The following is a 24763-nucleotide window of genomic DNA, read 5'->3' on the forward strand; positions in this document are numbered from 1 at the left end:
GAGCCGGGCGGGGTTGATCGGTTGGGGGGGGAGCAGACGGCTCAGGCGATCTCGGTTTCGCGGGTCAGTTCGCTCATCACCTGGCGGACGGCCTCGGCGGCGATGTCGACCATGGTGTCCACCTCTGCCGGGGTGATCACCAGGGGCGGGGCAAAGCCCAGGATGTCGCCGTGGGGCATGGCGCGGGCGATCAGGCCGCGTTCGCGCGCCGCGGCGGAGATCCGGGCGCCGACCTTGAGCGCGGGATCGAAGCGGGTCCGGGCCTCCCGGTCGGCGACGAATTCCAGCGCGCCCATCAGGCCGGTGCCGCGCACTTCGCCGACGATGGGCATCTGCGCGAAGGTTTCCTGCAGGCGTTTCTGGAAGTAGGCGCCGGTGCTGCGGGCGTTGCCGGGCAGGTCTTCGCCCTCGACGATGTCGAGCACGGCATTGGCCGCCGCGACCCCGATGGGGTGGCCGGAGTAGGTGTAGCCGTGGGAGAAGGCGCCGACGCGGTCCGCGCCCTCTTCCAGCACCTTGTAGACCTTTTCGCCGACAAGGCAGGCCGAGAGCGGCACATAGGCAGAGGTCAGCCCCTTGGCCACGGTGATCAGGTCGGGTTCCATGCCGTATTTGGTGGAGCCGAACATTTCGCCGGTGCGGCCGAAGCCGGTGACGACCTCATCCGCGATCAGCAGGATGTCGTACTTGCGCAGCACGGCCTGGATCGCCGCCCAGTAGCCTTCGGGCGGGGGGGTGATACCGCCGGTGCCCAGCACGGGTTCACCGATGAAGGCGCCGATGGTGTCGGGGCCTTCGGCCAGGATCATCTCTTCCAGCTCCGCCGCGCGGCGGGCGGAGAACTGCTGCTCCGACTCGCCGGGTTCGGCGCCCCAGTAGTGGTGCGGCGCGCCGGTGTGCAGCACGGCCGAGGTCGGCAGGTCCATGTGGTCGTGATAGAAGCTCATCCCGGTCATGGAGCCGGAGACGACGGAGCAGCCGTGGTAGCCGCGGGTGCGGGCGATGATCTTCTTCTTGGCGGGCAGGCCGCGCAGGTTGTTGTAGTACCACACCAGCTTTGCCTGGGTTTCATTGGCGTCCGAGCCGGACATGCCGTAGAACACCTTGCTCATCTTGCCGGGCGCCATGCGCACCAGCCGGTCCGACAGGGTGGCCAGCGCTTCGGTCGTGTGGCCGGCGTAGGAGTGGTAGTAGGCCAGCTGATGGGCCTGGCGGCTGATCGCCTCTGCCACCTCGGTGCGGCCATAGCCGATGTTGACGCAGTAGAGCCCGGCGAAGCCGTCGATCAGCTCCTGGCCCGTGGCGTCCTGGATGCGGATGCCCTGGCCGCCGACGACGATGGTCGGATCGCCGGCCGCGCCGGAGGCGAAGTCCTTCAGCTGGGTGAAGGGGTGCAGGACGCTGCCCCTGTCCATCTGTGCGATCTTGGCGATATCGAGGCTCATGCCATGGTCCTTTCGGGCTTTTGTCTGGAGGGATGTCTCTGCCCCAGCAATAGCGCGGCAGGCGGCGCGGGATGCGGCGAGATGCTGGACATGGGCGCAGGAAAGCTGCAAGTTTTTGGCAAAGAGCGGAGGAATGCTGCGCCATGACGCTAGATGCCATCGACCTGAAGATCCTGCGCGCCATGCAGGAGAACAACCGGCTGACCAGTGACCAGCTGGGCGAGCTGGCGGGGCTGTCGCCCACGGCCTGCCAGCGGCGGGTGAAACGGCTGCGCGACGAGAAGGTGATCGAGGGGGATGTTTCCATCATCTCCCCCCGGGCCATCGGGCAGAGCCTGACCACGCTGGTGGAGGTCACGCTGGAACGGGAGCGGGCGGATATCATCGACCGGTTCAAGGCGGCGATCCGCGACACGCCGGAGATCATGATGGGGTATTACGTCACGGGGGATGCGGATTTCATCCTGGTGGTGACGGCCCGCGACATGGAGGATTTCGAACAGTTCACCCGCCGGTTCTTCTATGAAAACCGCGATATCCGCGGGTTCAAGACCATGGTCGTCATCGACCGGGTGAAGGCGGGCTTTGCCCTGCCCATCGACCCGGACTGAGGTGCGGTAGATGCGGGCCTGAGATTGGGTCTGAAACAGGCGCCGGGCCGGCGGCGTGCCTCAGCCCAGTTTGCCCGCATCGAGGGCAGCCATGATCCAGCGGCGCCAGCGGTCCTCGCGCGCGGGGTTTTCCGGGCTGACGCGGGCGGCCTCTTCCAGGAAATAGCGGTAATCGCGGCCCATCTGTTGCCCCCGGCGGGTGTGCATGTCCAGCGCGACATCGGGGATCTCGGGCAGGCGTTCGCCCAGGTCGATGCTTTGCCGCGCCCAGGTGGCCAGGTCGTCGGTGCTGCGGTCCTTCTGGCTTTCGGCGATCAGGCGGATGGCCTGGACGGCGAAGAGGAACCGGTCGTGGGAGGGGCGCGGGTGGCGCTGGTGCTGCTGGAACAGGGTTTCGATAAGTTGCGGCATCTGCGGCGCGCCCATGCCGACGTCTTCGACCGCGATGACGCAGAGGCGGGACCACATCACCTCTTCCATCTCTGCGCTGGTCAGGAACATTTCCCGCCCCAGAAGCACGGCGTTTTCCAGCATGCCGCGCCGCAGGCATTTCTGCAGGGCCGAGATGACCTCATCCGCGGCCAGCCCGTGGGCTGTCGTCTGGCCCTGCCAGGGATCGGGCGGCTGCTTTACGGTGATCATCGGGTCTCTCCGGTTCGGGGAAGATGGGGCAGGGTTGATGGCGGGACAGATGGGTCAGGGCAGAGAAAAGGGCGCCACGGGGGCGCCCTGAAACAGGTTCCGATCGCGGCCTGGGCGAGGGATCATTCCTTGCCGCGGTAGGGTTCGACGTATTGCAGCGCCATGTCCCAGGGGAAGAAGATCCAGGTGTCCTGGCTGACTTCGGTGATGTAGCTGTCGACCTGGGGCTTGCCCTTCGGCTTTGCGTAGACGGTCGCGAAATGCGCCTGCGGGTAGAGCGCGCGGACCAGTTCCAGCGTCTTGCCCGAGTCGACCAGGTCGTCGATGATCAGGATGCCCGTGCCGTCGCCCATGATCTCCGCATCGGGGGCCTTCAGCACCTTGGCTTCGGATTGCGACTGGTGGTCGTAGGATTTCACGGAAATCGTGTCGACCGTGCGAATGTCGAGTTCGCGGGCAATGATCATCGCCGGCGCCATGCCGCCCCGGGTGATCGCCACGACGGCCTTCCAGGCGCCGCCGTCCAGCGGGCTCTGGTTGTCCAGGCGCCAGGCCAGGGCGCGGGCATCGCGGTGGATCTGGTCCCAGGAGACGTGGAAGCCTTTCTCGTGCGGCAGGAAATCGGACATGGCGGCGTTTCTTTCTTTTCTTGGCTTTCGGGGCTTTGCTGTGTCGGCGGTGCGGGCCGGAAAACGGCGGTCAGAGGGCCGCGATCTTCACGCCCAGGGCGGCGAGCAGGGCGCCCAGGGTGCGGTCGATCGCGGATTTGAGACGTGTATAACCTGCGCGCGTGCGTTCAAGCGAGAAAATCCGTGCAACGGCGAGGTTCCAGGCCGCTTCGTTGAAGAAGACAACGGCGAGGATGGCGGCAAAGAGCCCGGGGCCCGCATCATGGGGCACCACGGTGACGAAGACGGCGCCGAAGAAGACGGCCGGTTTCGGGTTGGCCAGCTGGGTGGTGACGGCGCGCAGGGTCAGCCGGGCCAGCTCCCGCAGGGAGGGGCGGGCGAGAGCGGGCGCATCGGGTGCGGTGGTCAGCACCAGCGGCGCATCGGCGCCGCGCCACATCTTCCAGGCCAGGTGCAGCAGGTAGGCCGCGCCGACGATCTTGAGCATGATCAGCAGGCGCGGGGCGAATTCGAAGAGCGTGGCCAGCCCCAGCACGGCCGCGGCGGCCCAGGCCATGGCGCCGATGCCGACGCCCACGGCAAAGGCCGCGCCGCGCGCCATGCCGCCGGTCATCGCCGTGCGCATGGTCATCAGCACCGCCGGACCGGGGGAAATGGCGGCCACGAGGTGCACCGCGAAGACGGAAAGCAGGACGGAGAGCATGGCAAACCCCTTGCAGGCTTCGGTGAAACGCAAAACGGAGGAGCCTTGGCCCCTCCGTCTCGATCCGGCGGGGCCGGACTGGATCAGGTCTTGTCGATGTCGGGCGCGTCGACGGCCTTCATGCCGACGATGTGATAGCCCGAGTCGACGTGCAGGTTCTCGCCGGTGACGCCGGAGGCGAGATCGGAGAGCAGGTAGAGGGCGGACTTGCCCACGTCGTCGATGGTCACGTTGCGACGCAGGGGCGAGTTCAGCTCGTTCCACTTCAGGATGTAGCGGAAATCGCCGATGCCGGAGGCGGCCAGCGTCTTGATCGGGCCGGCGGAGATCGAGTTCACCCGGATGCCGTCCTTGCCGAGGTCTTCGGCCAGGTACATCACGGAGGCTTCGAGCGCGGCCTTGGCAATGCCCATCACATTGTAGTGAGGCATGACCTGTTCGGCGCCGTAATAGGTCAGCGTCAGCATGGAGCCACCGTTCGGCATCAGCTTTTCCGCGCGCTGTGCAACGGCGGTGAAGCTGTAGACGGAGACGTCCATCGTCATCTTGAAGTTGTCGCGGCTGGTGTCGATGTACCGCCCGCGCAGTTCGTTCTTGTCGGAAAAGCCGATGGCGTGAACGATGAAATCGATCTCGCCCATGTCTTCCTTGATCGCGGCAAAGGCCGCGTCGATCGACTCCTCGGAGGAGACGTCGCAATCATAGAGCTTGGCCACGCCAAGTTGTTCGGCCAGCGGGAGAACCCGCTTTTTGAACTGCTCTCCCATGTATGAGAAGGCAAGCTCGGCCCCGGCATCGGAAAGGGCCTTGGCTATGCCCCATGCGATGGATTTATCGTTGGCCAGGCCCATGATCAGACCCTTCTTGCCCGCCATGAGAGTGTTCGGCATTGTCGCGCTCCGCCACTGTAACTTTCGGTCAAACTCCCTTAAGCGATAGGTAAGGGCGCTTCAAGCCTGCCCGGCCAAGACCGGGGGCTGCTGACGCCAGTTGTGACCAGCAAGGAGCGCACAGATGTCGGATCGTGACGGAATTTTCGCAGGGGACGACCCTTTCGAGCTTGCAAGGACCTGGCTGCACGAGGCCGAGGCGAGCGAATTGAACGATCCGAACGCCATCGCGCTGTCCACCGTCGATGCGGATGGCCTGCCAAATGTGCGAATGGTGCTCCTCAAGGAAATTTTGACCGACGGGTTCGTATTTTACACGAATTATGAAAGTTCGAAGGCTAATGAACTTGACGGCGCGGGCAAAGCTGCGTTTGTCATGCATTGGAAGAGTCTGCGTCGTCAGATTCGAGTGCGTGGGGTTGTGAGCCGCTATGACGGGCCCGAAGCCGATGCGTACTACGAGTCGCGATCGCTGAAATCCAGACTGGGTGCATGGGCGTCGCAGCAATCGCGGCCGCTTGCGTCTCGGGCTGCCCTGCTAGCTGAAGTGGCAAAGGTCACTGCCAGGCATGGGACAAGTCCGAAGCGGCCTCCGTTCTGGGGTGGGTACAAGGTAGACCCGACGGAAATCGAGTTCTGGGCGGACGGACAGTTCCGCCTGCATGATCGTTTCCGTTGGACGCGGGTGGAGGAGACAGGGACATGGGACATCCTTAGATTGAATCCGTAAAATGCCCGCAAAGTCAGCGGCAGGATGGACAAGCGGCTTGTACTGGCCGGTCGAATGTTGTTGATAAAAACGGTGGGGTACTGCGCGGCTAGATGGGACGCGTCGCGCGCGTACGAAGAACGGGGTAAGACGTGAATCAAATTGACGATACAACCCGGACGCTGGCCGGCCACGTGAAGTGGTTCGACCCGGCGCGCGGGTTCGGCTTTGTCGTCGCCGATGAAGGAGGGCCGGACATCCTGCTGCACGCCAACGTGCTGCGGAACTTCGGCCAGAGCTCAGTCGCCGATGGCGCGAAACTGGACATCATCGTCCAGAAGACGCAACGCGGCGAACAGGCCATCGAGGTCCTGAGCATCGCACCGCCCGAAGGCGCGGGGGCGACGGTCCTGGAGGATTTCAGGGCCCTGGATCCGGAGGTGATGAAGACCATTCCCATGGAGCCCGCTCGGGTGAAATGGTTCGACAAGGTCAAGGGCTTCGGCTTTGCCAACATCTTCGGCCGGCCCGAGGATGTCTTCATCCACGTGGAGGTGCTGCGCGCCTCCGGTCTGGCGGATCTTGCGCCGGGCGAAGCGGTGGCGCTTCGGGTGATCGAAGGCAAGCGGGGCCGCATGGCGACCGAAATCTCCCCATGGGAGGCCGTGACGCGTTAGCTGCGCCGGCTGACATATGGGCTGCGGGCGGGGCTGGCGAAGACCGGCGGCCCGTGGCAGGATCCTGGCAACGCCGCCCTGCGGGGCGCAGCCTGAAGGACCATCCCATGTACGAGACAGTGAAGAAAACCGTGATCGGGCCGGCGCTTGCGCTGGCCCTTTTGCTGCCCGGGCTGGCCGGCGCCGCCTGCCGGGAAGATCGGGTCGAGCTGATCACCCCCGGCGGCATGGCCGCCTTCCGGGTGGAGATCGCGGACGATCCGGCCGAACGCCAGCTGGGCCTGATGAACCGCCCGTCGATGCCGACGGGGCAGGGCATGCTGTTCATCTTCGAACAGCAGCAGCGGCTGGCCTTCTGGATGCGCAACACGCTGATCCCCCTCGACATCCTCTTCTTCGACGAGACCGGCACCCTGGTCACCATCCAGCACGGCAAGCCGCGCGACGAGACGAGCCTGCCCGGCGGCGAGAGCCAGTACGTGCTGGAGATCAACGGCGGCCTGGCGGCACGCATGGGGATCACCGAGGGGACGGTTCTGCGCCACCCGGCGATCGACCCGGAAAAGGCGGCGGCGGTCTGCGAGTGAGTGGGGCGTTGCGCGGCTGCCCGTGAGTGGGCTGCCGTGAGTGGGCTGCCGTCACTGAACTGCCGTCACTGGGCGTCCTCTGAAGAGAAAGCCCGCGGCGGCTAAGCCCCGGGCGCAATACCCGTGACAGGAAAGCCCTTGAATGAGGCTTTGTGCCGGGGTGGTGCAACTTCCGCTGCGCGCCCCCTTTTCAACGCCGCTTCCAGCGGCTAGAGAGGCGCACGGTCCGGGGCGTAGCGCAGTCTGGTAGCGCACCTGTTTTGGGTACAGGGGGTCGTGAGTTCGAATCTCGCCGCCCCGACCACTTTACAATGACATCTTTGAAATAGCCTTCGTGCCTTGAGCCCAGCCGGGCCGGGGTGTGTTCGTCGTGGGGGCGTCCGCCGTGGGTAGGCAGAGCTCGGGAGTTATGCCGCGCAGCTGGGGGCGGGCTGTCTCGTCTTGGGGGATGCTGCAGGACGGGATCCCGGGGTTGCCAGTAATTATACAATCGTGCAACAACGGCCTCGTGATAGTCAACGGAGGACGCCCATGTCTGACACATCCCAGAGACCTGACCGGATCCTTGGCGTGTATTTGAGCCCCACGCTCGACCTTGAGGCGCTCTATGGTGCGGCGCTGCGGCAGGGCGGGGACGATGTCACCGTGCTGCGGCCCGAGCAGGTCACGGACCCGGATGAGGTGCGCTTCGCGGTCTGCTGGCTGCCGGAGGCCGGGAGCCTGGCGGCCTATCCCAACCTGGAACTGGCAATGTCGATCGGCGCCGGGGTGAACGACCTGATCGGCAATCCGGGCCTGGCACCGGGCGTTGCCATCGCGCGGGTGCGCGATCCTCACCAGGCGGCGCTGATGGCGGGCTACGTGGCGCATGAGGTGCTGCATGTCTCGCGCGGGTTCGCGACGCTGGCGGCCTCGGCCGCGCAGGCGCGCTGGAGCCCGCTGCCGATGCAGGCGCCGGAGGATACGGTGATCGCGGTGCTGGGCAATGGCACCATGGGCGCGGCGGTGACACGGGCGCTGCGCGCGCTCGGGTTCAGCCTGCGGGTGGCCTGCCGGAGTGCGCCTGCGGACCCCATCGAGGGCGTGCGCTACTGCACCGGCCCCGAGGGGGTGATCGCCGCGGCAACCGGGGCGCAGTTCGTGGTGAACGTGCTGCCGCTGACCCCGGCGACCGAAGATGTTCTGGACGCGGCGCTGTTCGCGGCCATGGCGCCGGACAGCTGGCTGGTGCAGATCGGGCGGGGCGAGCACCTGGTGGAGGCCGACCTGCTGGCGGCGCTGGAGCGTGGTCAGCTGGCCGGGGCGACGCTGGACGTGTTCCGGGAGGAGCCCTTGCCCGCGGATCACCCCTTCTGGCAGGACGACCGCCTGCGCATCACGCCGCATATTGCCAGCGATTCCATCCCGTCGGTGGTGGCGGAGCAGATCCTTCTTACGGCGCGGGAGTTGCGCGAGGGGCGCCCGCTGAGCCTGGGCATCGAACGCGGGCGGGGATACTGACATGACCAAGGAGACTACGATGACGACGGCAGGGAGCCCCGTTCCCGCGGGCATGAGCGCAGCCGAGTGGCAGGTCCGGCAGGAGCTGGCGGCCTGTTACCGGCTGGCCTGGCATTACCGCTTCACGGATCTGATCTATACCCATATCACCGCCCGCGTTCCGGGCGAGGAGGGGCATTTCCTGATCAATCCCTACGGCCTGGCCTGGGAGGAGATCACGGCATCTTCGCTGGTCAAGATCGACGTGGAGGGCAACAAGGTCGGCAACAGCCCCCATTCGGTGAACCCGGCGGGGTTCACCATCCATTCGGCCATTCACCGGGCCAGCCACGACGCGGCCTGGATCATGCATACGCACACCCGGGCGGGCGTGGCGGTGTCGACGCTGGAGGAGGGGCTGCTGCCGCTGAACCAGATCGCGCTGCAATTCCACGGCCAGATCGCCTACCACGATTACGAGGGGATCGCGCTGGACCTGGGCGAGCGGGAGCGCATCGTGGCGAGCCTGGGCGACAAGCCGGTCCTGGTGCTGCGCAACCACGGGCTGCTGACCACCGGGGCCACGGCGGCCGCGATGTTCAACACGATGTTCTACATGGAGCGTGCCTGCGAGATCCAGGTTGCCACCCTGTCAATGGGCCAGCCGCTGCGCGCCGTGCCGGCGGAGGTGGCGGCCCATGTGGCGAAGCAGTACGAAAGCTCCATGGGGGAGGATGACGACGTGGCGCTGGAATGGGCCGCGCATCTGCGCCTGCTGGATCGGATCGCGCCGGATTATCGCGACTGATCACGGCGCGGGCCGGATGAAATGGAAAAGGGCGGGGCCATTCGGCACCCGCCCTTTTTTCCGGGGTTTCGAGGTCTCAGGCCGGCGTCGCAGCCTCTGCCCGGGCCGCGCAAAGGCGGGCGGCCAGGGCCGTGATGCGGCGCACGGCCTCTGCCAGCTCATCATCGGGCAGGGTCAGGCCGAGGCGGATCAGGTGGCCCGCCTCTGCGCCGAAGCTGTCGCCGGGCATGACGGCCACGGCCTCTTCCTCCAGCAGGCGCCAGGCGAAGGCCTCACCCCCGAGGCCGGTGGCGGAGACGTCGACCATCATGAACATGCCGCCCCGGGGCATGAAGGAGGAGAGGCCTTCGGCGGTTTCGAGGCTGGCCTGGCAGGCCCGCGCGCGCCGCGCCAGGGAACTGCGCAGCCGGTCTGCCGTGTCGAAGTCGCCGGTAAGAGCCGCCTCTGTCATGTCCGCGATGAAGGGCTGGTTGCCGAAGAGCATGGTTTCGGAAATCGGCAGGATCAGCCGCATCGCTTCGACGGGGCCAATGGCCCAGCCGCTGCGGAACCCGGTGGCGGCGTGGCTCTTGGAGATCGAGGAAACGACGATGGTGCGTTCGTGCAGCGCCGGGATGTCGAGGGGGGAAGCGAACTCTCCCTCGAAGATCAGGGATTCGTAGACCTCGTCGCAGACGATCCAGAGGTCATGGGCGATGGCGATTTCGCCGATGGCCTGCATGGTGGCGCGGTCGATGACGGAGCCGCTGGGATTGTGCGGCGTGTTCAGCAAAAGGACGCGGCTTTCGGGGGTGATGGCGGCCAGCAGGTCTGCCGGCTGGGGCACGAAACCATGCTCCATCTTCAGCGGCACGGGCTGCACCCGGGCGCCGGTGGCTTCGACCACGCCGTCATAGGTGGCGTAATAGGGATCCCCGATCAGGACGCCGTCGCCCGCTTCGACCAGGGCCAGCATCACGGCGAAAAGGGCGGTCTGGGTGCCGGGGAAGCACAGGATGTTTTCCGGTCCGATGTCGGGCAGGCGGGGGGCATAGGTCCGTTCCAGCGCGCGGACCAGCCCGGCTTCGCCGCGTCCGTTGGAGTAACGGGTGCGGCCGTCGCGCATCGACCGGGCGCAGATATCCACCAGGGCGGGATCGGTGGGGATGTCGGGTTCCCCGATGGTCAGCTCGATGATCGCCTCTCCGCGGTCGATGCGGGCGCGGGCGGCGTTGTGGACGGCCCACTTGTCGCCGCCCAGATCCTTCAGCCTGTCGGTGATCGCTGCGTAATGCATTTGCTTTCCTTGTCGTTCGCGTCGTGCGTGCCCGGGGGTGGGCGCATGTCTTCAGGGTGCGGCGGAGCGCACCAGCGTGTTGTCGGGCAGGCGCAGGATGCCTTCGGCCGCGGTCAGGGCGATGCCGGGCAGCCGCGCCGGATCGTAGAGCCCGTGGCCAAGCGAGCCTTCGAGCCAGAGACCGTCGATCAGGCCGTTCAGGGCAATGGCATGGCCGTGGCATGTGGCCGGATCGGCGGGCAGGTCATGCTGCACCAGCACTGGGTGAATCATCGTCTCCAGCAGGTCCAGGAACTCCCTGTAGCTTTCGCGGTGGATCTCCGCGTAGCGCTGGCCGGAGCGGACGCGGCCGATGAAGGTCGCCCAGAGGGAGACCTTCCGGGAGGAAAGGTTCGGCTGCATCACGTTGGCGGCGATGAAATGTGCCAGCGCCTGCGCCGGGCCTTCGGAGGCGGCGCTGGCCGAGGTCGCCGCGGCGCCGGTCAGCTTGTCCATCAGGTAGGCGTAGGATTCGTGCACCATCTCGTCCTTTGACGAGAAGTAGTGACGGATCAGCCCGGCCGAGACGCCGGCGCGGTCCGCGATCTTGCGCACGCTGGCGCCGCCCATGCCGTCTTCGGCCAGGCAATCCAGCGTTGCTTCCAGCAGGGCGCTGCGCCGTGCGTCTTCCCCAAGGCGTTGGTAGCTGCGTCGCGTCACGGGGCGTCCTCCTGCGTTGTGATGCCTGGGCCGCAGCATCCGGGGCTGCCGGGTCGGCATCAAGGGTTGCGTGTTCATTTTGCAAGCAGACCGGACGGGAATGTCGCGAAAGCGGCGTTTCGGGGCAGGGGTCGGCATCAAACTTGTCGACGTTACTATACAATCGTATAACAGTGCGGTAAATAGGGTCCCGCACCCGAGCTTGAAATAACCAAGATCCCGCGCAGGAGAGGCGATCTTCGCGCTGGCGGAAGGATACTGATGAAAGAGTTTGCGAATGATCCCGGCCCGGAGATCGAAACGCTGGTGCGCGAGGTCGAGGCGCGGCTGATCGAGATCCGCCGGGATATCCATGCCCACCCCGAGACCGGCTTCGACACCGTTCGCACCGCTGCCAGGGTGGCGGAGGAGCTGCGCGCCATGGGGCTGGAGCCGAAAACGGGTGTCGGGCGCACCGGCGTGGTGGCGGAAATCGCGGGCGGCGCGCCCGGGCCCTGCCTGATCCTGCGGGCCGACATGGATGCGCTGCCGATCCAGGAAATGACCGGGCTGCCCTTTGCCTCCACCATTGCGGGCAAGATGCATGCCTGCGGGCACGACCTCCATACCTCCTCCCTGCTGGGTGCGGCCCATGCGCTGACAAAGATCGCGCCGCAACTGCGCGGGACGGTGCGGCTGGTGTTCCAGCCGGCGGAGGAAACGCTGGAAAGCGGTGCCGCCGCGATGATCGCGGATGGCGCGGCCGATGGTGCGGACATGTCCATCGCCTTCCACAACCGGCCGGAGCTGGAAGCGGGCAGGGTGCTGCTGACCCGCGGGGCGGGCACCGCATCGAGCGACGAGTTCAAGGTGGTGATCCGGGGCAGGTCCGGCCACGCGGCACGGCCCCATGCGGCGATCGATCCGATCGTCGGCGCGGCGCATGTGATCAGCCAGCTGCAGACCATCGTGTCGCGCGAGATGAACCCGACGCAATCCGCCGTCCTGACCATCGGTCACATCCAGGGTGGGGAGACGCAGAACATCATCCCCGACAGCTGCATGTTCGAGGGCACGGCCCGTTGCCGCAGCGCCGCGTCGCGCGACCGGGTCGAGGAGGCCTTCCACCGGATCTGCACCCATGCCGCGGCCGCGATGAACCTGGAGGCCGATGTCGAATACGTCCGGGGCGTGCCCGCGCTGATCAACGATGACGCCATGGTCGACCGTGCCGCCGAAGCGCTGGAAGCGCAGTTCGGCATCGCGCCCCTGGTGGAAGAGGCGCGCAATTTCGGGGCCGAGGATTTCTCCCTCTTCAGTGAACGCATGCCGTCGATCCAGATCCTGGTCGGCGCGCAGACCCCCGGCCGGAACGACCGGGTGCACAACTCGGACTACCAGCCCAATGAAAGCTGCATCGCGGACAGTGCCATCGCACTGACCCGGATGGCTGCCGAACTGCTCGGCTGAGCGGTTCCCAAACCCAAGACCAACAGAGGACCAAACATGTTCAAGACCACACGCGCCCTGGCCGGCGCTGCCCTTTCCGCAGCCCTGCTGGCGGCATCCGGCGCCCAGGCCGATGTCACCGACCGCACCATCGTCATCGCGACCGAGGGCGCTTTCCCTCCGTCCAACATGACCCGCCCGAATGGGGAGCTCTACGGGTTCGAGATTGACCTGGTGAACGAGATTGCCAAGCGTGAGAACCTGAAGATCGAGCTGATTTCCCAGGCCTGGGATGGCATGATCCAGGGGCTGATCGACGGCAAGTACGACGCCGTCGTCGACGGTGTCAGCATCACCGAGGCGCGCAAGGAAGTCGTTGATTTCACCCATCCCTACACCACCGGCGGGTCCACCTTCGTCGTGATGAACTCCGGCGGGATCGACCTGCCGATGGATGGCGTCACCGCGCAGCTGGACGACCCGGCCAGCATCGATCCGGCCGTGGATGCCGTGGTCGAGGTGCTGAAGGGCAAGACCGTGGGCGTGCAGCAGGCGACGATCCAGTCGGCCTTCCTGGAGAAGTACCTTGAAGACAAGGGCGTCAAGGTGCGCACCTATCCGAACGGTCCCGACGTCTACCAGGATCTGAGCGTGGGCCGCATCGACGCGGGCATCGCCTCGCTCACCAACGTTGCCGCCTTCCTGGAAAAGAACGGCGACAAGGCCACGGCGACCGGCCCGACCTTCATCGGCGGCGTCATGGGCTCCGGCTCCGGCCTGGCGGTGCAGAAGGGCGATACCGAGCTGCGTGACGCCTTCAACGCGGGCCTGGAAAGCATGGTGGCCGATGGCACCCTGGCAGAGCTGTCCACCAAGTGGTTCGGCCTTGTCGTGACGCCGCAGCAATACTGACGGGCGCATGACTTCCGATCTGTATCTCCTGGGCTTCGGCCCCGAGGGGTGGGGGCCGGTGCTTTTGCGCGCCGGCCTCATGACCCTCGCCGTGTCGCTTTCGGCCTTCCTGCTGGGAACCGTGCTGGGCACGCTGACGGTCTGGGGACGCGTTTCGGGCAATGCCTGGGCGCGCCGGATCGCGGAAACCTACGTGGTGGTCCTGCGGGGCGTGCCCGATCTTCTGGTGATCTTCCTGTTCTACTTCGGCGGCCGCCAGGTGGTGAGCTTCTTCGGCACGGCGCTCGGCTTCGAGGGACCCTTCGACATCAGCGGCTTCGTGGCCGGGATGCTGGCCATCGGGCTGATCTCGGGCGCGGGCCAGTCGGAGGTGCTGCGCGGCGCTTACCAGGCGGTGCCCAAGGGCACGCTGGAGGCAGGCCGGGTCGTCGGCATGACGCGCTGGCAGCTCTTCCGCCGGGTGATCGCGCCGCAGGCCATGGTCACCGCCATTCCGGGCATGGGCAACCAGTGGCAGTCGGCCATCAAGGAAAGCGCGCTGGTGTCGGTCACGGGCCTGGTGGAGACCATGCGCCAGGTGTCCATCGCCGCGGGCACCACGCAGGAACACTTCCTGTTCTATACCGCCGCCGCCGTCATCTACCTGGCTATCACGACCCTGTCCGACCAGGTGTTCCGCCTGCTGGAACGTCGCAGCATGGCCGGTTACGCCGGAGGATCCCGCTGATGGATACGGCCTATCTTCTTTCGCTTTTCAAGGAGTTGCTGGGCGGTCTTCCCCTGACCCTGAACCTGGCCTTCTTCGCGCTGGTGGGCGGTTTCGTGATCGCGCTGGCGCTGAACCTGGCGCGCACCACGCGGATCGGCACGGCCATCGCGGGCGTCTACATCTTTGTCTTCCGCGGCACGCCGCTGCTGGTGCAGCTGTTCATGATCTACTTCGGGCTGGCGCAGTTCGCCTTTGTCCGGGAGAGCTTCCTTTGGCCGTTGCTGCGCGAACCCTACTGGTGCGGGCTGATCGCGCTGATGCTGAACGATGCCGCCTATACGGCGGAGATCCTGCGTGGCGGTCTGCGCGCCGTGCCGAAAGGTGCCCAGGAAGCGGCCCGCGTCAGTGGCATGTCGCCGGTGCAGATCCTGCGCCGGGTGACCCTGCCGATTGCGGTACGTCAGGCGCTTCCTGCCTATTCGAACGAGATCATCTCGATGCTGAAATCCACCGCGCTGGTCAGCATGATCAGCCTGATGGACGTCACCGGCATCGCCCGAGAGGCCGTGGCCGAAACCTGGCGCGCGGTCGAGATCTTCCTTTGCGCCGGCCTGATCTACCTGGTGCTGTCGCTGATCGTCACCCGGGCCACTTCCTGGGCCGAACGCGCCCTTTCTCCCTGGCAATTCGGAGCAAGACAATGACTTCCAATCTTCCCGCTGTTTCGGTCAAGGGGCTGCACAAGAGCTTTGGCGACAACAAGGTGCTTCGCGGCATCGACCTGATGGCGCATGACGGCGATGTCATTTCTCTCATCGGGGCCAGCGGATCGGGCAAGAGCACCCTGCTGCGCTGCATCCCGATGCTGGAGACGCCGGACAGCGGCTCCATCTCTGTCGGGGGGCAGCATATCGCGCCGCGCGGTGGCAAGTTGAACCGGGCGGAGGAGCGGACGGCACGTGCGATCCGTCGCGACCTTGGCTTCGTCTTCCAGAACTTCAACCTGTGGCCGCATCGCACGGTGCTGCAGAACGTCATCGAAGCGCCGCTGGTCGTGCAGAAGCGCAACAAGGCGGAATGCCGGGACGAGGCGATGGCGCTGCTGGAGAAGGTCGGCCTGGCCGGCAAGGCCGACGCCTGGCCGAACCAGCTGTCCGGTGGCCAGCAGCAGCGTGTGGCGATTGCCCGGGCCCTTGCACAGAAGCCGCGTGCGCTGCTCTTCGACGAGCCGACCTCGGCCCTGGATCCGGAGCTGGTGGGGGAGGTGCTGAAGGTCATGCGCGACCTGGCGGAGGAGGGGCGGACGATGATCATCGTGACGCACGAGATGGGCTTTGCCCGCGAGGTGTCGAGCCGGACGGTCTTCCTGCACCAGGGCGTCGTCGAGGAAGACGGCACACCGGAGCAGGTTTTCGGCAATGCCCGGTCCGAGCGCTGCCGCGCCTTCCTGAGCGGGTATTTCGACCGCGCCTAGGGGCATTGGATGATGCGAGCGGGCGGGGTTTGCCGCCCGCGCCGTGTCCCTGTGAACAGGCCCGGTGACGTCGCCGTGTCATATGGCTGTGCCAGGCTGCCTGCATGGGCCGGGGCGGCCTGTGCAGGCTTCGGGCGGAGGGCGCAATGGGAGCGGCAGGGGAAGAGGGGTTCGACAGGGCGGCGGCGGACGGCATTGTCGACGTGCTTTCGCTGGCGGAGAACCTGAAGACGGAGATGCGGCACAGCTGGCTTTCGGATGGCCGGCAGGAAAGCGTCGCCGAACACTGCTGGCTGATGTCCGTGGCGGCGGTGCTGATGTCGCCCTACCTGGAGCAGCCTGTCGACCTTGGACACACCCTGAAGCTGATTGCGCTGCACGACATTGCCGAGGCGATCACCGGGGACATTCCCTATTTCGAGGAGAGCCCCCGCAAGCAGGCCAAGCTGGAAGACGAGGCGCGCGCGATGGCGCAGATGCAGGCCATGCTGCCCGGGGCCGCGGCCGGTTTGCTGATGGAGCTCTGGCACGAATACGAGGCTTGCGAAAGCGCGGAGGCGAAGTTCGCCCGGGCGCTGGACAAGCTGGAAGTACAGCATCAGCACAACCTGGCGGACCTGAAGACCTGGACGGCGCAGGAACTGGGGCTCGTCTACTCCAAGATGGACGCAGAATGCGCCCATGACGGGGCGCTGCGGGTGCTTCTGTCGGTGATCCGCGGGCGAGCGGAGGCCAAGATGCGCAAGGCGGGTCACGACCCCGAGGAGATCCGCGCCGGCCTGCGATGATGCCCGGTGGGGCCGGCGATTCTCAGACGGGCCGCGCCGGGACCGTGGGGGGCCTGACTGCCGGGTTCTGCAAAGGCGCCTTTCACCAGATGTAGCGGTTGATCTGCCCTCCGGGCAGGCATCTGGTGGGTGGTGTGGTGAAATTGCCGCGCTGCCGCAAGGGTTTGCAACTGCAGCGCAAGCTGATGCGCTGCCTCAACCTGTGCGTGAAGGGCCTTGTGGAAAAAGGGTTTTCCCGGCTCGCAGGGATCGGCGGGAATCGGCCGTTCCGGCGTCGGTCGCGTCAAGCCAAAAGATCGTAAAAAGCGCGTTGATATCGCGATGCAAATACCACAGACTGTCTCGGCAGGCGGGGGATCCACTAAATGTAGTGACTTCGGCAGCATAGTGAGACAGTGCGAGTTATAGCCCCGACCCAGGGGTCCCGGTCGTTTCGTCAGCGACCGACGCCGTCTTTCGTGCTTCCGGATTCCCGGCAGGGCGGTAGGGCAGATCGGGTCATTCCCCAGGCAGAAGGGGACGGTCCGCCGAACGGTATTAGGAACTGGGGCACGTAAATCATGAAGATTGAACGCAAGTTTACTGAGGCAGGCCAGGACGCTTACGCAGGCATTCCCTTCATCACCACCACCAGCGAGATCCGCAACCCGGACGGCACCGTGGTCTTCAAGCTTGATGAGCTGGAAGTGCCCGGGAAATGGAGCCAGGTTGCCAGTGACGTGATCGCGCAGAAGTACTTCCGCAAGGCCGGCGTGCCGTCGGAGGTGCGCAAGGTGCGCGAAAAGGACGTGCCGGAGTTCCTGTGGCGGTCGGTCCCGGCCGATGGCGCGACGATGGGGGGCGAGACCTCTTCCAAGCAGGTGTTCGACCGCCTGGCCGGCGCCTGGTGCTACTGGGGCTGGAAGGGCGGCTATTTCACCACCGAAGCCGACGCCCGCGCCTACTACGACGAAATGCGCCACATGCTGGCGACGCAGCGCGCCGCGCCCAACTCCCCCCAGTGGTTCAACACCGGCCTGCACTGGGCCTATGGCATCGACGGCCCGGGGCAGGGACACTACTACGTCGACTACAAGACGGCCAAGCTGACGAAATCCAAATCGGCCTATGAACACCCCCAGCCGCATGCCTGCTTCATCCAGTCGGTCGCCGATGACCTGGTGGGCGAGGGCGGCATCATGGACCTTTGGGTGCGCGAGGCGCGCCTGTTCAAGTACGGCTCCGGCACCGGCACCAACTTCTCCTCCCTGCGGGCCGAGGGGGAGCGGCTGTCGGGCGGTGGCAAGTCCAGCGGCCTGATGGGGTTCCTGAAGATCGGTGACCGGGCGGCGGGTGCGATCAAGTCCGGCGGGACCACGCGGCGCGCGGCCAAGATGGTGATCGTGGATGCGGATCACCCGGACATCCAGGAATACATCAACTGGAAGGTGAAGGAGGAGCAGAAGGTTGCCTCCATCGTCGCCGGGTCCAAGATGCATGAGCAGAAGCTGAACGCGATCTTTGCCGCGATCCGCAGCTTCGACGGGGCCGATGGCGATCAGTACGAGCCGGCGGAGAATGCCTCCCTCAAGGCTGCGATCCGCGAGGCGAAGAAGAACGCCATTCCGGAGACCTACATCAAGCGCGTGCTGGATTATGCGCGGCAGGGCTACGAGAGCATCGAGTTTCCGACCTATGACACCGACTGGGACAGCGAGGCCTATGCCTCCGTTTCGGGCCAGAACTCCAACAACTCGGTCCGGGTCACCGATGCCTTCCTTCAGGCGGTGAAGGACGATGCCGACTGGGCGCTGATCAACCGGACCGACGGCCAGGTGGCCAAGACGATCAAGGCGCGCGACCTGTGGGAAGACATCGGCCATGCCGCCTGGGCCTGCGCCGATCCGGGGATCCAGTTCCACGATACCGTCAATGCCTGGCACACCTGTCCGGAAGACGGCGAGATCCGCGGTTCGAACCCCTGTTCCGAATACATGTTCCTGGACGACACGGCCTGCAACCTGGCGTCGATGAACCTGCTGACCTTCCTCAAGGACGGCAAGTTCCAGGTGGAGGATTACATCCATGCCACCCGGCTGTGGACCCTGACGCTGGAAATCTCTGTCACCATGGCTCAGTTCCCGTCGAAGGAGATTGCGCAGCTGAGCTATGACTTCCGCACCCTGGGTCTGGGCTATGCCAACATCGGCGGCCTGCTGATGAACATGGGTCTCGGCTATGACAGCGACGAGGGGCGCGCCCTTGGCGCAGCGCTGACCGCGATCATGACCGGCGTCGCCTATGCGACCTCGGCCGAGATGGCGGGGGAGCTGGGTACATTCGCCGGTTACGAGCGCAACGCGGCGCATATGCTGCGGGTGATGCGCAACCACCGCAACGCGGCCTATGGCGTGACCGAAGGCTACGAAGGCCTGGCCGTGAAGCCCGTGCCGCTGGACCTGCAGAACTGCCCGGATCCGGAGCTGGTCAAGGTGGCCATCGCCAGCTGGGACGAGGCGGTGCGCCTGGGAGAGGCCCATGGCTATCGCAACGCCCAGACCAGCGTCATCGCGCCCACCGGCACCATCGGCCTGGTCATGGATTGCGACACCACCGGGATCGAGCCGGATTTCGCGCTGGTGAAGTTCAAGAAGCTGGCCGGTGGCGGCTATTTCAAGATCATCAACCGATCCGTCCCGGCTGCGCTGGAGAAACTGGGCTATGGCCCGGCGCAGATCGAGGAGATCATCGGCTATGCCGTCGGTCATGCCTCTCTGGGCAATTGCCCGGGGATCAACACGACCTCGCTGGTGGGGCACGGGTTCGGGCCCGAAGAGCTGAAGAAGATCGACGGCGCGCTGAAGTCGGCCTTCGACATCCGCTTCGTCTTCAACCAGTGGACCCTGGGGGAGGCCTTCTGCACCCAGACCCTGGGCATCCCGGCGGCAAAGCTGAACGATCCCAGCTTCGACATGCTGCGGCACCTGGGCTTCACCCGGGCAGAGATCGAGGCGGCCAACGACCACGTTTGCGGCACGATGACCCTGGAAGGCGCGCCGCACCTGAAGGCGGAGCATCTGTCGGTCTTCGACTGCGCCAATCCCTGCGGCAAGAAGGGCAAGCGCTTCCTGTCAGTCGACAGCCACATCAAGATGATGGCGGCGGCGCAGTCGTTCATTTCCGGCGCGATCTCCAAGACGATCAACATGCCGAACGATGCCACCATCGAGGACTGCAAGGCGGCCTACGAACTGTCCTGGAGCCTGGGCGTGAAGGCGAACGCGCTCTATCGTGACGGGTCCAAGCTGTCGCAGCCGCTGGCTGCCGCCCTGGTCGAGGATGACGACGAGGCGGCCGAGCTGCTGGAAAGCGGCACCCCGAACGAGAAGGCCGCCGTGCTGGCCGAGAAGGTGATCGAGAAGATCGTCCTGAAGGAAGTGGCCCGGGGCCGCGAGAAGATGCCGATGCGCCGGAAGGGCTATACCCAGAAGGCCAGCGTGGGTGGGCACAAGGTCTACCTGCGGACGGGCGAATACGAGGACGGCTCGCTGGGCGAGATCTTCATCGACATGCACAAGGAAGGCGCCGGCTTCCGCGCGATGATGAACAACTTTGCCATCGCGGTTTCGGTCGGTCTTCAGTACGGCGTGCCGCTGGAGGAATTCGTGGATGCCTTCACCTTCACCAAGTTCGAACCGGCGGGCATGGTCCAGGGCAACGAGACGATCAAGAACGCGACTTCGATCCTCGACTACATCTTCCGCGAACTGGCGGTGTCCTACCTGGATCGCACCGACCTGGCGCATGTGAAGCCGCAGGGCGCGTCCTTCGATGATCTGGACAAGCGCGAGGACGCCTCTGACGAGGCCAACCTGCGCGAGGTCAGCGACAATGCCGCGTCGAAGTCCCTGGAAGTGCTGAAGCACATCTCTTCCACCGGGTATCTGCGCAAGCGTGTCCCGCAGGAGCTTCTGGTGATGGCGCCGGGCGGTTTCGGAGATGTGACCTCCGTCAGCGGCGGGACCCAGCAGGTGCAGGCCAGCGTCACTTCCGTTTCTGCCACGGCGATGACGGCGGCGGTGACGCCGATGGATGCGCGCGCCAAGGCGAAGATGCAGGGCTACGAGGGCGAGGCCTGCGGCGAATGCGGCAACTACACGCTGGTGCGCAACGGCACCTGCATGAAGTGCAACACCTGCGGCGGGACCTCTGGCTGCAGCTGATCACGGGATTGCCAGTGGGGCGGGGCTTGAAGGCGCCTGTCCCCCGTGCGAAACGACTTGCTGGCCGGGACAGGCAGAAAGCACATCGAGCAGTGCGCAGAGAGAGCCCGGCCAGATCGACTGAGGGGAGGCAGTGCCTCCCCTCATTTCGTTTCGGGACCGCCGGGATCGGGCGTCAAAGGGGATGGGGCGGAAGGTGGATTGCATCCACCCTACGGCGCGCAGTCAGTCGGCGCGGCGCCAGGCCCAGAGCCAGAGGCCGGTGAGCAGGAGCGAGAAGATCGCGTTCCAGCTGGCCATCGACAGCGAGAGGAATTCGAAGGCCACCACGTCGCACTGCACCAGCGGTGCGTTCATGATGTGATCGAGGAGCTGTTCCGGCGTCATGTTCGCCGTGCCCGAGGAGGTGCAGGAGGTCGGCCCCTCGAAGATGCCGCGTTCGACGCCGGTGTGGTAGATGCCGACCCCTGCGGTTGTCAGCGCCGCCAGCGCACCGGGCAGGGCCAGGATGCGCTTTCCGCTGGCCACGGCGGCCACGGCGATCAGCACGGCCACGGCGTGGGGCCAGCGCTGCACCAGGCAGAGGTGGCAGGGCGCGAGCCCGCCCAGGTATTGCGAGCCCCATGCCCCCAGGAGGGCGGCGGCGGATCCGGCCCCGGCGAGGGCGGCAGTCAGTCGGAATTTCATAGATACTTCACCAGCAGGAAACCGCCGAGGAGAATGACGAAAAACACCGTGAAGACAAGGCCGAGGCGTTTCTCGATGAAGTCACGAACGGGTGACCCGAATTTCCACAGCAGTCCGGCGATCAGGAAGAAGCGGATGCCGCGCGCCACGATCGAGGTGATGATGAAAGTGCCAAGGGGCATGCCCGTCCAGCCGGACATGATGGTGATCACCTTGTAGGGGAAGGGCGTGATGCCCGCGCCCAGGACCGCCCAGAAGCCGGCATCGTTGAACCTGGTGTTGAATTCTTCCATCGCATGCGCCTTGCCCATGCTTTCCAGGATCGGCTGGCCGATGGTGTCGAAGGCGAAGTAGCCGATCCCGTAGCCCAGCATGCCACCCAGCACCGAGGCGACCATGGCGATCCCCGCGATCAGGAACGCGCGGGAGGGCGCGGCGATGATCATGGGGATCATCAGCAGGTCCGGCGGGATCGGGAAGAAGGAGCTTTCGACGAAGGCGACGATCGCGAGGGCCCAGAGGGCGTGAGGGGTTTCGGCAGTGCGGATGGTCCAGTCGTAAAGACGTCTGATCACGGGGAAGGGTCCTCTCTCGACGCTGTCGGATCTGACAGATCACGCGGGGCACGGGGGGTCAAGCAGGGGCAGCGCCGGAGCGGGCGCGCAGCCATCGCGGGAGCGGAGTTTGGCCATATCTCCTGCAGTTGCACGCGGTTGCATCCAGGCGAGTCGGGCCCGTGTCCCGGGGCGATCCGGGCGACAGGGCGCTGCCCCTGCGTCACGTGGCGCACCGGGGCAGGGCGATGCAACGTGTTGGGAGTTATGCCTATCCCTTGGGATAGGTCGCTACCCCTCCGCGTGGATTTCGACCCGGCTGGGCGCCTGCATACAGGTCTCCAAAGATGTATCAACAGTGTAACAGAGAACACACCCGGCGACGCCGAGGGCCAGAGCCCGGACGCCGCGACAGGAAGAGAAGGAACAGCCAATGCGCAAGTCCATGAAATCCCGCGATCGCTCCGCCTCCCTCGAAATGCTGACCGCTGCCGTCGATGCCGCGATGGAGCAGCTGGGTGACGAACAGTCCCGCACGCCGCGCGCCACCCGCGCGGTGCTGGAGGAAACCGGTGTGACCCGCACCATCAAGGCGCTGCGCCGCCGTGGCGGTATCGCCATCTACAAGGATCTCTCGGGTCTTCGGGCTGCCTGAATACCACCCATCTTTCAGGGGCACGGGGATGTGTCAGGGGGACGGAAAGGGACGCTTCGGCGTCCCTTTTTGCATTTCCGGAGAGGCTATTTGCGAATCCCCTTCGCGCGCGTCGGGGCGTGCAGAGCGCAGTTTCGGGCCAAAACGACGCCATATGGCGCCAATTTGAGCCCCGCGTCGCGACCTTTCGGTGAAGATCCGCCTTGCTGGCTTGATCCCGGGCCGGGAGGACGCGAAAGAAATGCAATTTTTTCCGCGCCGACTTTGCACTTTTCGCCATGTTGCGCCGCGTGCTCAGGCAAGTTTTTGCCTGACTTGTAAACTTTTCTCGTGACGTAGGGGCCACGGCTTCCCGGTGTCTTGAACACCTGTGCAGATTCCATAGGCTGCCCGCGTTGGGATTTCCCTCTTCCAGGGAGCGCCGGTGCGAATCTTCTCGTGTCCGGACCAGAGGAGGGAAATAGTGAGGCCCACAACTATAAATGGAGAGGTACGATGAACAACATCGCCAAGCTGGCCATGGCCACGCTACTTTCGGGGACCATGCTGTCCACCGGCGCCTTCGCGGCGACCCATCCGGTCACCGGCGAAGAGCTGGCCGCGGACCAGACTTTCACCTACCGGCTGCTGGACGACGTCAGCTCGCTCGATCCGCAGATCGTGGAAGACGTCGATGGTTCCGCCGTGGTGCGCGACCTCTTCGAAGGCCTGATGAACCAGGACGAAGAAGGCAACCTGGTGCCGGGCGTTGCCACCGGCTACGACGTGTCGGATGACAAGCTGACCTACACCTTCCACCTGCGCGACACCGCGAAGTGGTCCAATGGCGATCCCGTGGTCGCGGGTGATTTCGTCTACGGCTGGCGCCGCGCCGCCGATCCGGCGACCGCCTCCCCGTACCAGTGGTACATGCAGCTGATGTCGCTGAAGAACGGCGATGCCGTGGTGAAGGGCGACATGGCGCCCGAGGAACTGGGCGTGAGCGCGCCCGATGACCACACCCTGGTCGTCGAGCTGTCCCAGCCGCTGCCCTACTTTGCCACGATGACGACCCACGCGACGACCTTCCCGGCCCCGCAGAAGGTGATCGAGGAGTTCGGCGCAGACTGGACCAAGCCCGAGAACATCGTGTCCAACGGCGCCTATGTCCTGACCGAGTACAACCCCGGCGAACGCATCGTGCGTGAACGCAACCCGATGTACTGGGACAACGAGGACACGATCATCGACAAGACCGTCGGCCTGATCATCAACGACGAGAACGTCGCGCTGACCCGCTACCTCGCAGGCGAGCTTGACCGCACCGACATCCCCGCGGGCCAGTATCCGCGCCTGAAGGAAGAGTACCCGGACGAGGCGATCAGCTTCCCGCGTCTGTGCAACTACTACTACACCTTCAACCTGTCCGATTCCGGCCCCGAGGCCTTCAAGGATCCGAAGGTGCGTGAAGCGCTGTCCCTGGCGGTCGATCGCGACGTGATCACCGAGAACGTCCTGGCCGGTGGCCAGCCGCCCGCCTACAGCTTCACCCCGGCGGCCGTTGCGGGCTTCAACCCGCCGGCATCCGAGATGGCGTCGATGACCCAGGCGGAGCGTGATGCGAAGGCCAAGGAACTGCTGGCCGAGGCAGGCTATGGCCCGGATAACCCGCTTTCCTTCGAAATGGTCTACAACACCTCGGAAAGCCACGAGAAAATCGCCGTGGTCCTGTCACAGATGTGGAAGCAGAAGCTGGGCGTCGAAGCCAAGCTGGCCAACATGGAATGGAAGGTCTTCCTGCAGGAGCGGGGCAATCAGAACTTCGATCTGGCCCGTGGCGCATGGTGTGGTGACTACAACGAGGCCTCGACCTTCCTTGACCTGATCACCACCGAGTCCGGCTACAACGACGGCAAGTATTCCAACCCGGATTACGACAAGCTGATCGCGGAGGCCAAGACCGCGTCCGACACCACGCCGCTCTATACCGAGGCGGAGGCGATCATCGCCCAGGACGTCCCCGTTATCCCGATCTATCACTATGCCGGTGTCTACATGATGGACAGCGACGTCGGGAACTGGCCGGTCGATAACGTCGAGCAGAACTGGTACTCCAAGAACCTGTACAAGCTCGCCGAGTAATATCGCCGACTGAAAACTGAACGGCCCCCGGCCCGGATCCTCGCATGCGCCGATCCAGGGCCGGGGGCCTCTCACTTC

24 protein-coding genes and 1 tRNA gene are annotated in these 24763 nt (G+C 65.4%); 16 read left to right on the forward strand and 9 right to left on the reverse strand.

What is annotated here, in order from left to right; all coding sequences use genetic code 11:
- Nucleotides 1-41 precede the first annotated feature (41 nt).
- Entirely contained in the window at nucleotides 42-1445 is a 1404-nt protein-coding gene (locus AC2IR1_RS10595; protein ID WP_486476244.1) for an aminotransferase, read from the reverse strand.
- A gap of 143 nt (nucleotides 1446-1588) precedes the next feature.
- Here AC2IR1_RS10595 and AC2IR1_RS10600 point away from each other — a divergent pair, with 143 nt between their 5' ends.
- A complete protein-coding gene (locus AC2IR1_RS10600; protein WP_486476245.1) occupies nucleotides 1589-2056 on the forward strand; it encodes an Lrp/AsnC family transcriptional regulator in 468 nt (155 codons plus the stop codon).
- A 60-nt stretch (nucleotides 2057-2116) separates the two neighbouring features.
- On the opposite strand, the gene AC2IR1_RS10605 is transcribed toward AC2IR1_RS10600, so the two are convergent.
- From AC2IR1_RS10605 to fabI, 4 genes are all read right to left on the reverse strand, one after another.
- Nucleotides 2117-2698, reverse strand: a complete 582-nt coding sequence (locus AC2IR1_RS10605; protein WP_486476246.1) for an AAA family ATPase — start codon at nucleotides 2696-2698, stop codon at nucleotides 2117-2119.
- A gap of 122 nt (nucleotides 2699-2820) precedes the next feature.
- Entirely contained in the window at nucleotides 2821-3327 is a 507-nt protein-coding gene (gene gpt / locus AC2IR1_RS10610; protein WP_486476247.1) for a xanthine phosphoribosyltransferase, read from the reverse strand.
- Between the two features lie 70 nt (nucleotides 3328-3397).
- A complete protein-coding gene (locus AC2IR1_RS10615) occupies nucleotides 3398-4030 on the reverse strand; it encodes a LysE family translocator (RefSeq protein WP_486476248.1) in 633 nt (210 codons plus the stop codon).
- A gap of 83 nt (nucleotides 4031-4113) precedes the next feature.
- Nucleotides 4114-4920 carry an enoyl-ACP reductase FabI gene (gene fabI / locus AC2IR1_RS10620; RefSeq protein ID WP_486476249.1) on the reverse strand — a complete coding sequence of 269 codons (807 nt, stop codon included), beginning with the start codon at nucleotides 4918-4920 and terminating at the stop codon, nucleotides 4114-4116.
- 124 nt (nucleotides 4921-5044) lie between these two features.
- Between fabI and pdxH the strand changes: the two genes are divergently transcribed.
- From pdxH to AC2IR1_RS10650, 6 genes are all read left to right on the forward strand, one after another.
- Complete coding sequence (gene pdxH, locus AC2IR1_RS10625; RefSeq protein WP_486476250.1) at nucleotides 5045-5650, forward strand: pyridoxamine 5'-phosphate oxidase; 606 nt, start codon at nucleotides 5045-5047, stop codon at nucleotides 5648-5650.
- Between the two features lie 131 nt (nucleotides 5651-5781).
- Complete coding sequence (locus AC2IR1_RS10630) at nucleotides 5782-6306, forward strand: cold-shock protein (RefSeq protein ID WP_486476251.1); 525 nt, start codon at nucleotides 5782-5784, stop codon at nucleotides 6304-6306.
- Between the two features lie 107 nt (nucleotides 6307-6413).
- The gene (locus AC2IR1_RS10635) at nucleotides 6414-6893 is read left to right on the forward strand and encodes a DUF192 domain-containing protein (protein WP_486476252.1); all 480 of its coding nucleotides are present in this window, start codon (nucleotides 6414-6416) and stop codon (nucleotides 6891-6893) included.
- A gap of 227 nt (nucleotides 6894-7120) precedes the next feature.
- A tRNA-Pro gene (locus AC2IR1_RS10640) sits at nucleotides 7121-7197 on the forward strand.
- A gap of 227 nt (nucleotides 7198-7424) precedes the next feature.
- The gene (locus AC2IR1_RS10645; protein ID WP_486476253.1) at nucleotides 7425-8393 is read left to right on the forward strand and encodes an NAD(P)-dependent oxidoreductase; all 969 of its coding nucleotides are present in this window, start codon (nucleotides 7425-7427) and stop codon (nucleotides 8391-8393) included.
- Nucleotide 8394: 1 nt separating this feature from the next.
- Nucleotides 8395-9180, forward strand: a complete 786-nt coding sequence (locus tag AC2IR1_RS10650; protein WP_486476254.1) for a class II aldolase/adducin family protein — start codon at nucleotides 8395-8397, stop codon at nucleotides 9178-9180.
- Between the two features lie 76 nt (nucleotides 9181-9256).
- Here the strand turns inward: AC2IR1_RS10650 and AC2IR1_RS10655 are convergent, their stop codons facing one another.
- Both AC2IR1_RS10655 and AC2IR1_RS10660 read right to left on the reverse strand, forming a co-directional pair.
- On the reverse strand, nucleotides 9257-10456 hold the full coding sequence (locus AC2IR1_RS10655; protein ID WP_486476255.1) for a pyridoxal phosphate-dependent aminotransferase: 1200 nt from the start codon (nucleotides 10454-10456) through the stop codon (nucleotides 9257-9259).
- A 51-nt stretch (nucleotides 10457-10507) separates the two neighbouring features.
- Nucleotides 10508-11155 carry a TetR family transcriptional regulator C-terminal domain-containing protein gene (locus tag AC2IR1_RS10660; protein ID WP_486476256.1) on the reverse strand — a complete coding sequence of 216 codons (648 nt, stop codon included), beginning with the start codon at nucleotides 11153-11155 and terminating at the stop codon, nucleotides 10508-10510.
- Between the two features lie 261 nt (nucleotides 11156-11416).
- On the opposite strand from AC2IR1_RS10660, the gene AC2IR1_RS10665 reads away from it, so the two are divergent.
- From AC2IR1_RS10665 to AC2IR1_RS10695, 7 genes are all read left to right on the forward strand, one after another.
- Nucleotides 11417-12604, forward strand: a complete 1188-nt coding sequence (locus AC2IR1_RS10665) for a M20 metallopeptidase family protein (protein ID WP_486476257.1) — start codon at nucleotides 11417-11419, stop codon at nucleotides 12602-12604.
- 36 nt (nucleotides 12605-12640) lie between these two features.
- On the forward strand, nucleotides 12641-13495 hold the full coding sequence (locus AC2IR1_RS10670) for a transporter substrate-binding domain-containing protein (RefSeq protein ID WP_486476258.1): 855 nt from the start codon (nucleotides 12641-12643) through the stop codon (nucleotides 13493-13495).
- 7 nt (nucleotides 13496-13502) lie between these two features.
- Nucleotides 13503-14222, forward strand: coding sequence for an ABC transporter permease (locus AC2IR1_RS10675; RefSeq protein ID WP_486476259.1), 720 nt, complete (start codon nucleotides 13503-13505; stop codon nucleotides 14220-14222).
- Nucleotides 14222-14908 carry an ABC transporter permease gene (locus AC2IR1_RS10680; RefSeq protein WP_486476260.1) on the forward strand — a complete coding sequence of 229 codons (687 nt, stop codon included), beginning with the start codon at nucleotides 14222-14224 and terminating at the stop codon, nucleotides 14906-14908. Before AC2IR1_RS10675 ends, AC2IR1_RS10680 begins: the two co-directional genes overlap by 1 nt.
- Nucleotides 14905-15678 (forward strand): ABC transporter ATP-binding protein, encoded by a 774-nt coding sequence (locus tag AC2IR1_RS10685; RefSeq protein WP_486476261.1) that lies wholly within the window; start codon nucleotides 14905-14907, stop codon nucleotides 15676-15678. The genes AC2IR1_RS10680 and AC2IR1_RS10685 overlap by 4 nt, the downstream gene beginning before the upstream one ends.
- Nucleotides 15679-15824: 146 nt before the next feature.
- Nucleotides 15825-16466 carry an HD domain-containing protein gene (locus AC2IR1_RS10690; protein ID WP_486476262.1) on the forward strand — a complete coding sequence of 214 codons (642 nt, stop codon included), beginning with the start codon at nucleotides 15825-15827 and terminating at the stop codon, nucleotides 16464-16466.
- A gap of 560 nt (nucleotides 16467-17026) precedes the next feature.
- Nucleotides 17027-20668, forward strand: a complete 3642-nt coding sequence (locus AC2IR1_RS10695; RefSeq protein ID WP_486476263.1) for a vitamin B12-dependent ribonucleotide reductase — start codon at nucleotides 17027-17029, stop codon at nucleotides 20666-20668.
- 225 nt (nucleotides 20669-20893) lie between these two features.
- On the opposite strand, the gene AC2IR1_RS10700 is transcribed toward AC2IR1_RS10695, so the two are convergent.
- Entirely contained in the window at nucleotides 20894-21355 is a 462-nt protein-coding gene (locus tag AC2IR1_RS10700) for a disulfide bond formation protein B (RefSeq protein WP_486476264.1), read from the reverse strand.
- On the reverse strand, nucleotides 21352-21930 hold the full coding sequence (locus AC2IR1_RS10705) for a YqaA family protein (RefSeq protein ID WP_486476265.1): 579 nt from the start codon (nucleotides 21928-21930) through the stop codon (nucleotides 21352-21354). The genes AC2IR1_RS10700 and AC2IR1_RS10705 overlap by 4 nt, the downstream gene beginning before the upstream one ends.
- Nucleotides 21931-22342: 412 nt before the next feature.
- On the opposite strand from AC2IR1_RS10705, the gene AC2IR1_RS10710 reads away from it, so the two are divergent.
- The gene (locus AC2IR1_RS10710) at nucleotides 22343-22564 is read left to right on the forward strand and encodes a hypothetical protein (protein WP_486476266.1); all 222 of its coding nucleotides are present in this window, start codon (nucleotides 22343-22345) and stop codon (nucleotides 22562-22564) included.
- 495 nt (nucleotides 22565-23059) lie between these two features.
- A complete protein-coding gene (locus AC2IR1_RS10715; RefSeq protein ID WP_486476267.1) occupies nucleotides 23060-24685 on the forward strand; it encodes a peptide ABC transporter substrate-binding protein in 1626 nt (541 codons plus the stop codon).
- The last annotated feature ends 78 nt before the right edge of the window (nucleotides 24686-24763 follow it).

It is taken from the genome of Pseudooceanicola sp. NS-SX8, from assembly GCF_057380755.1.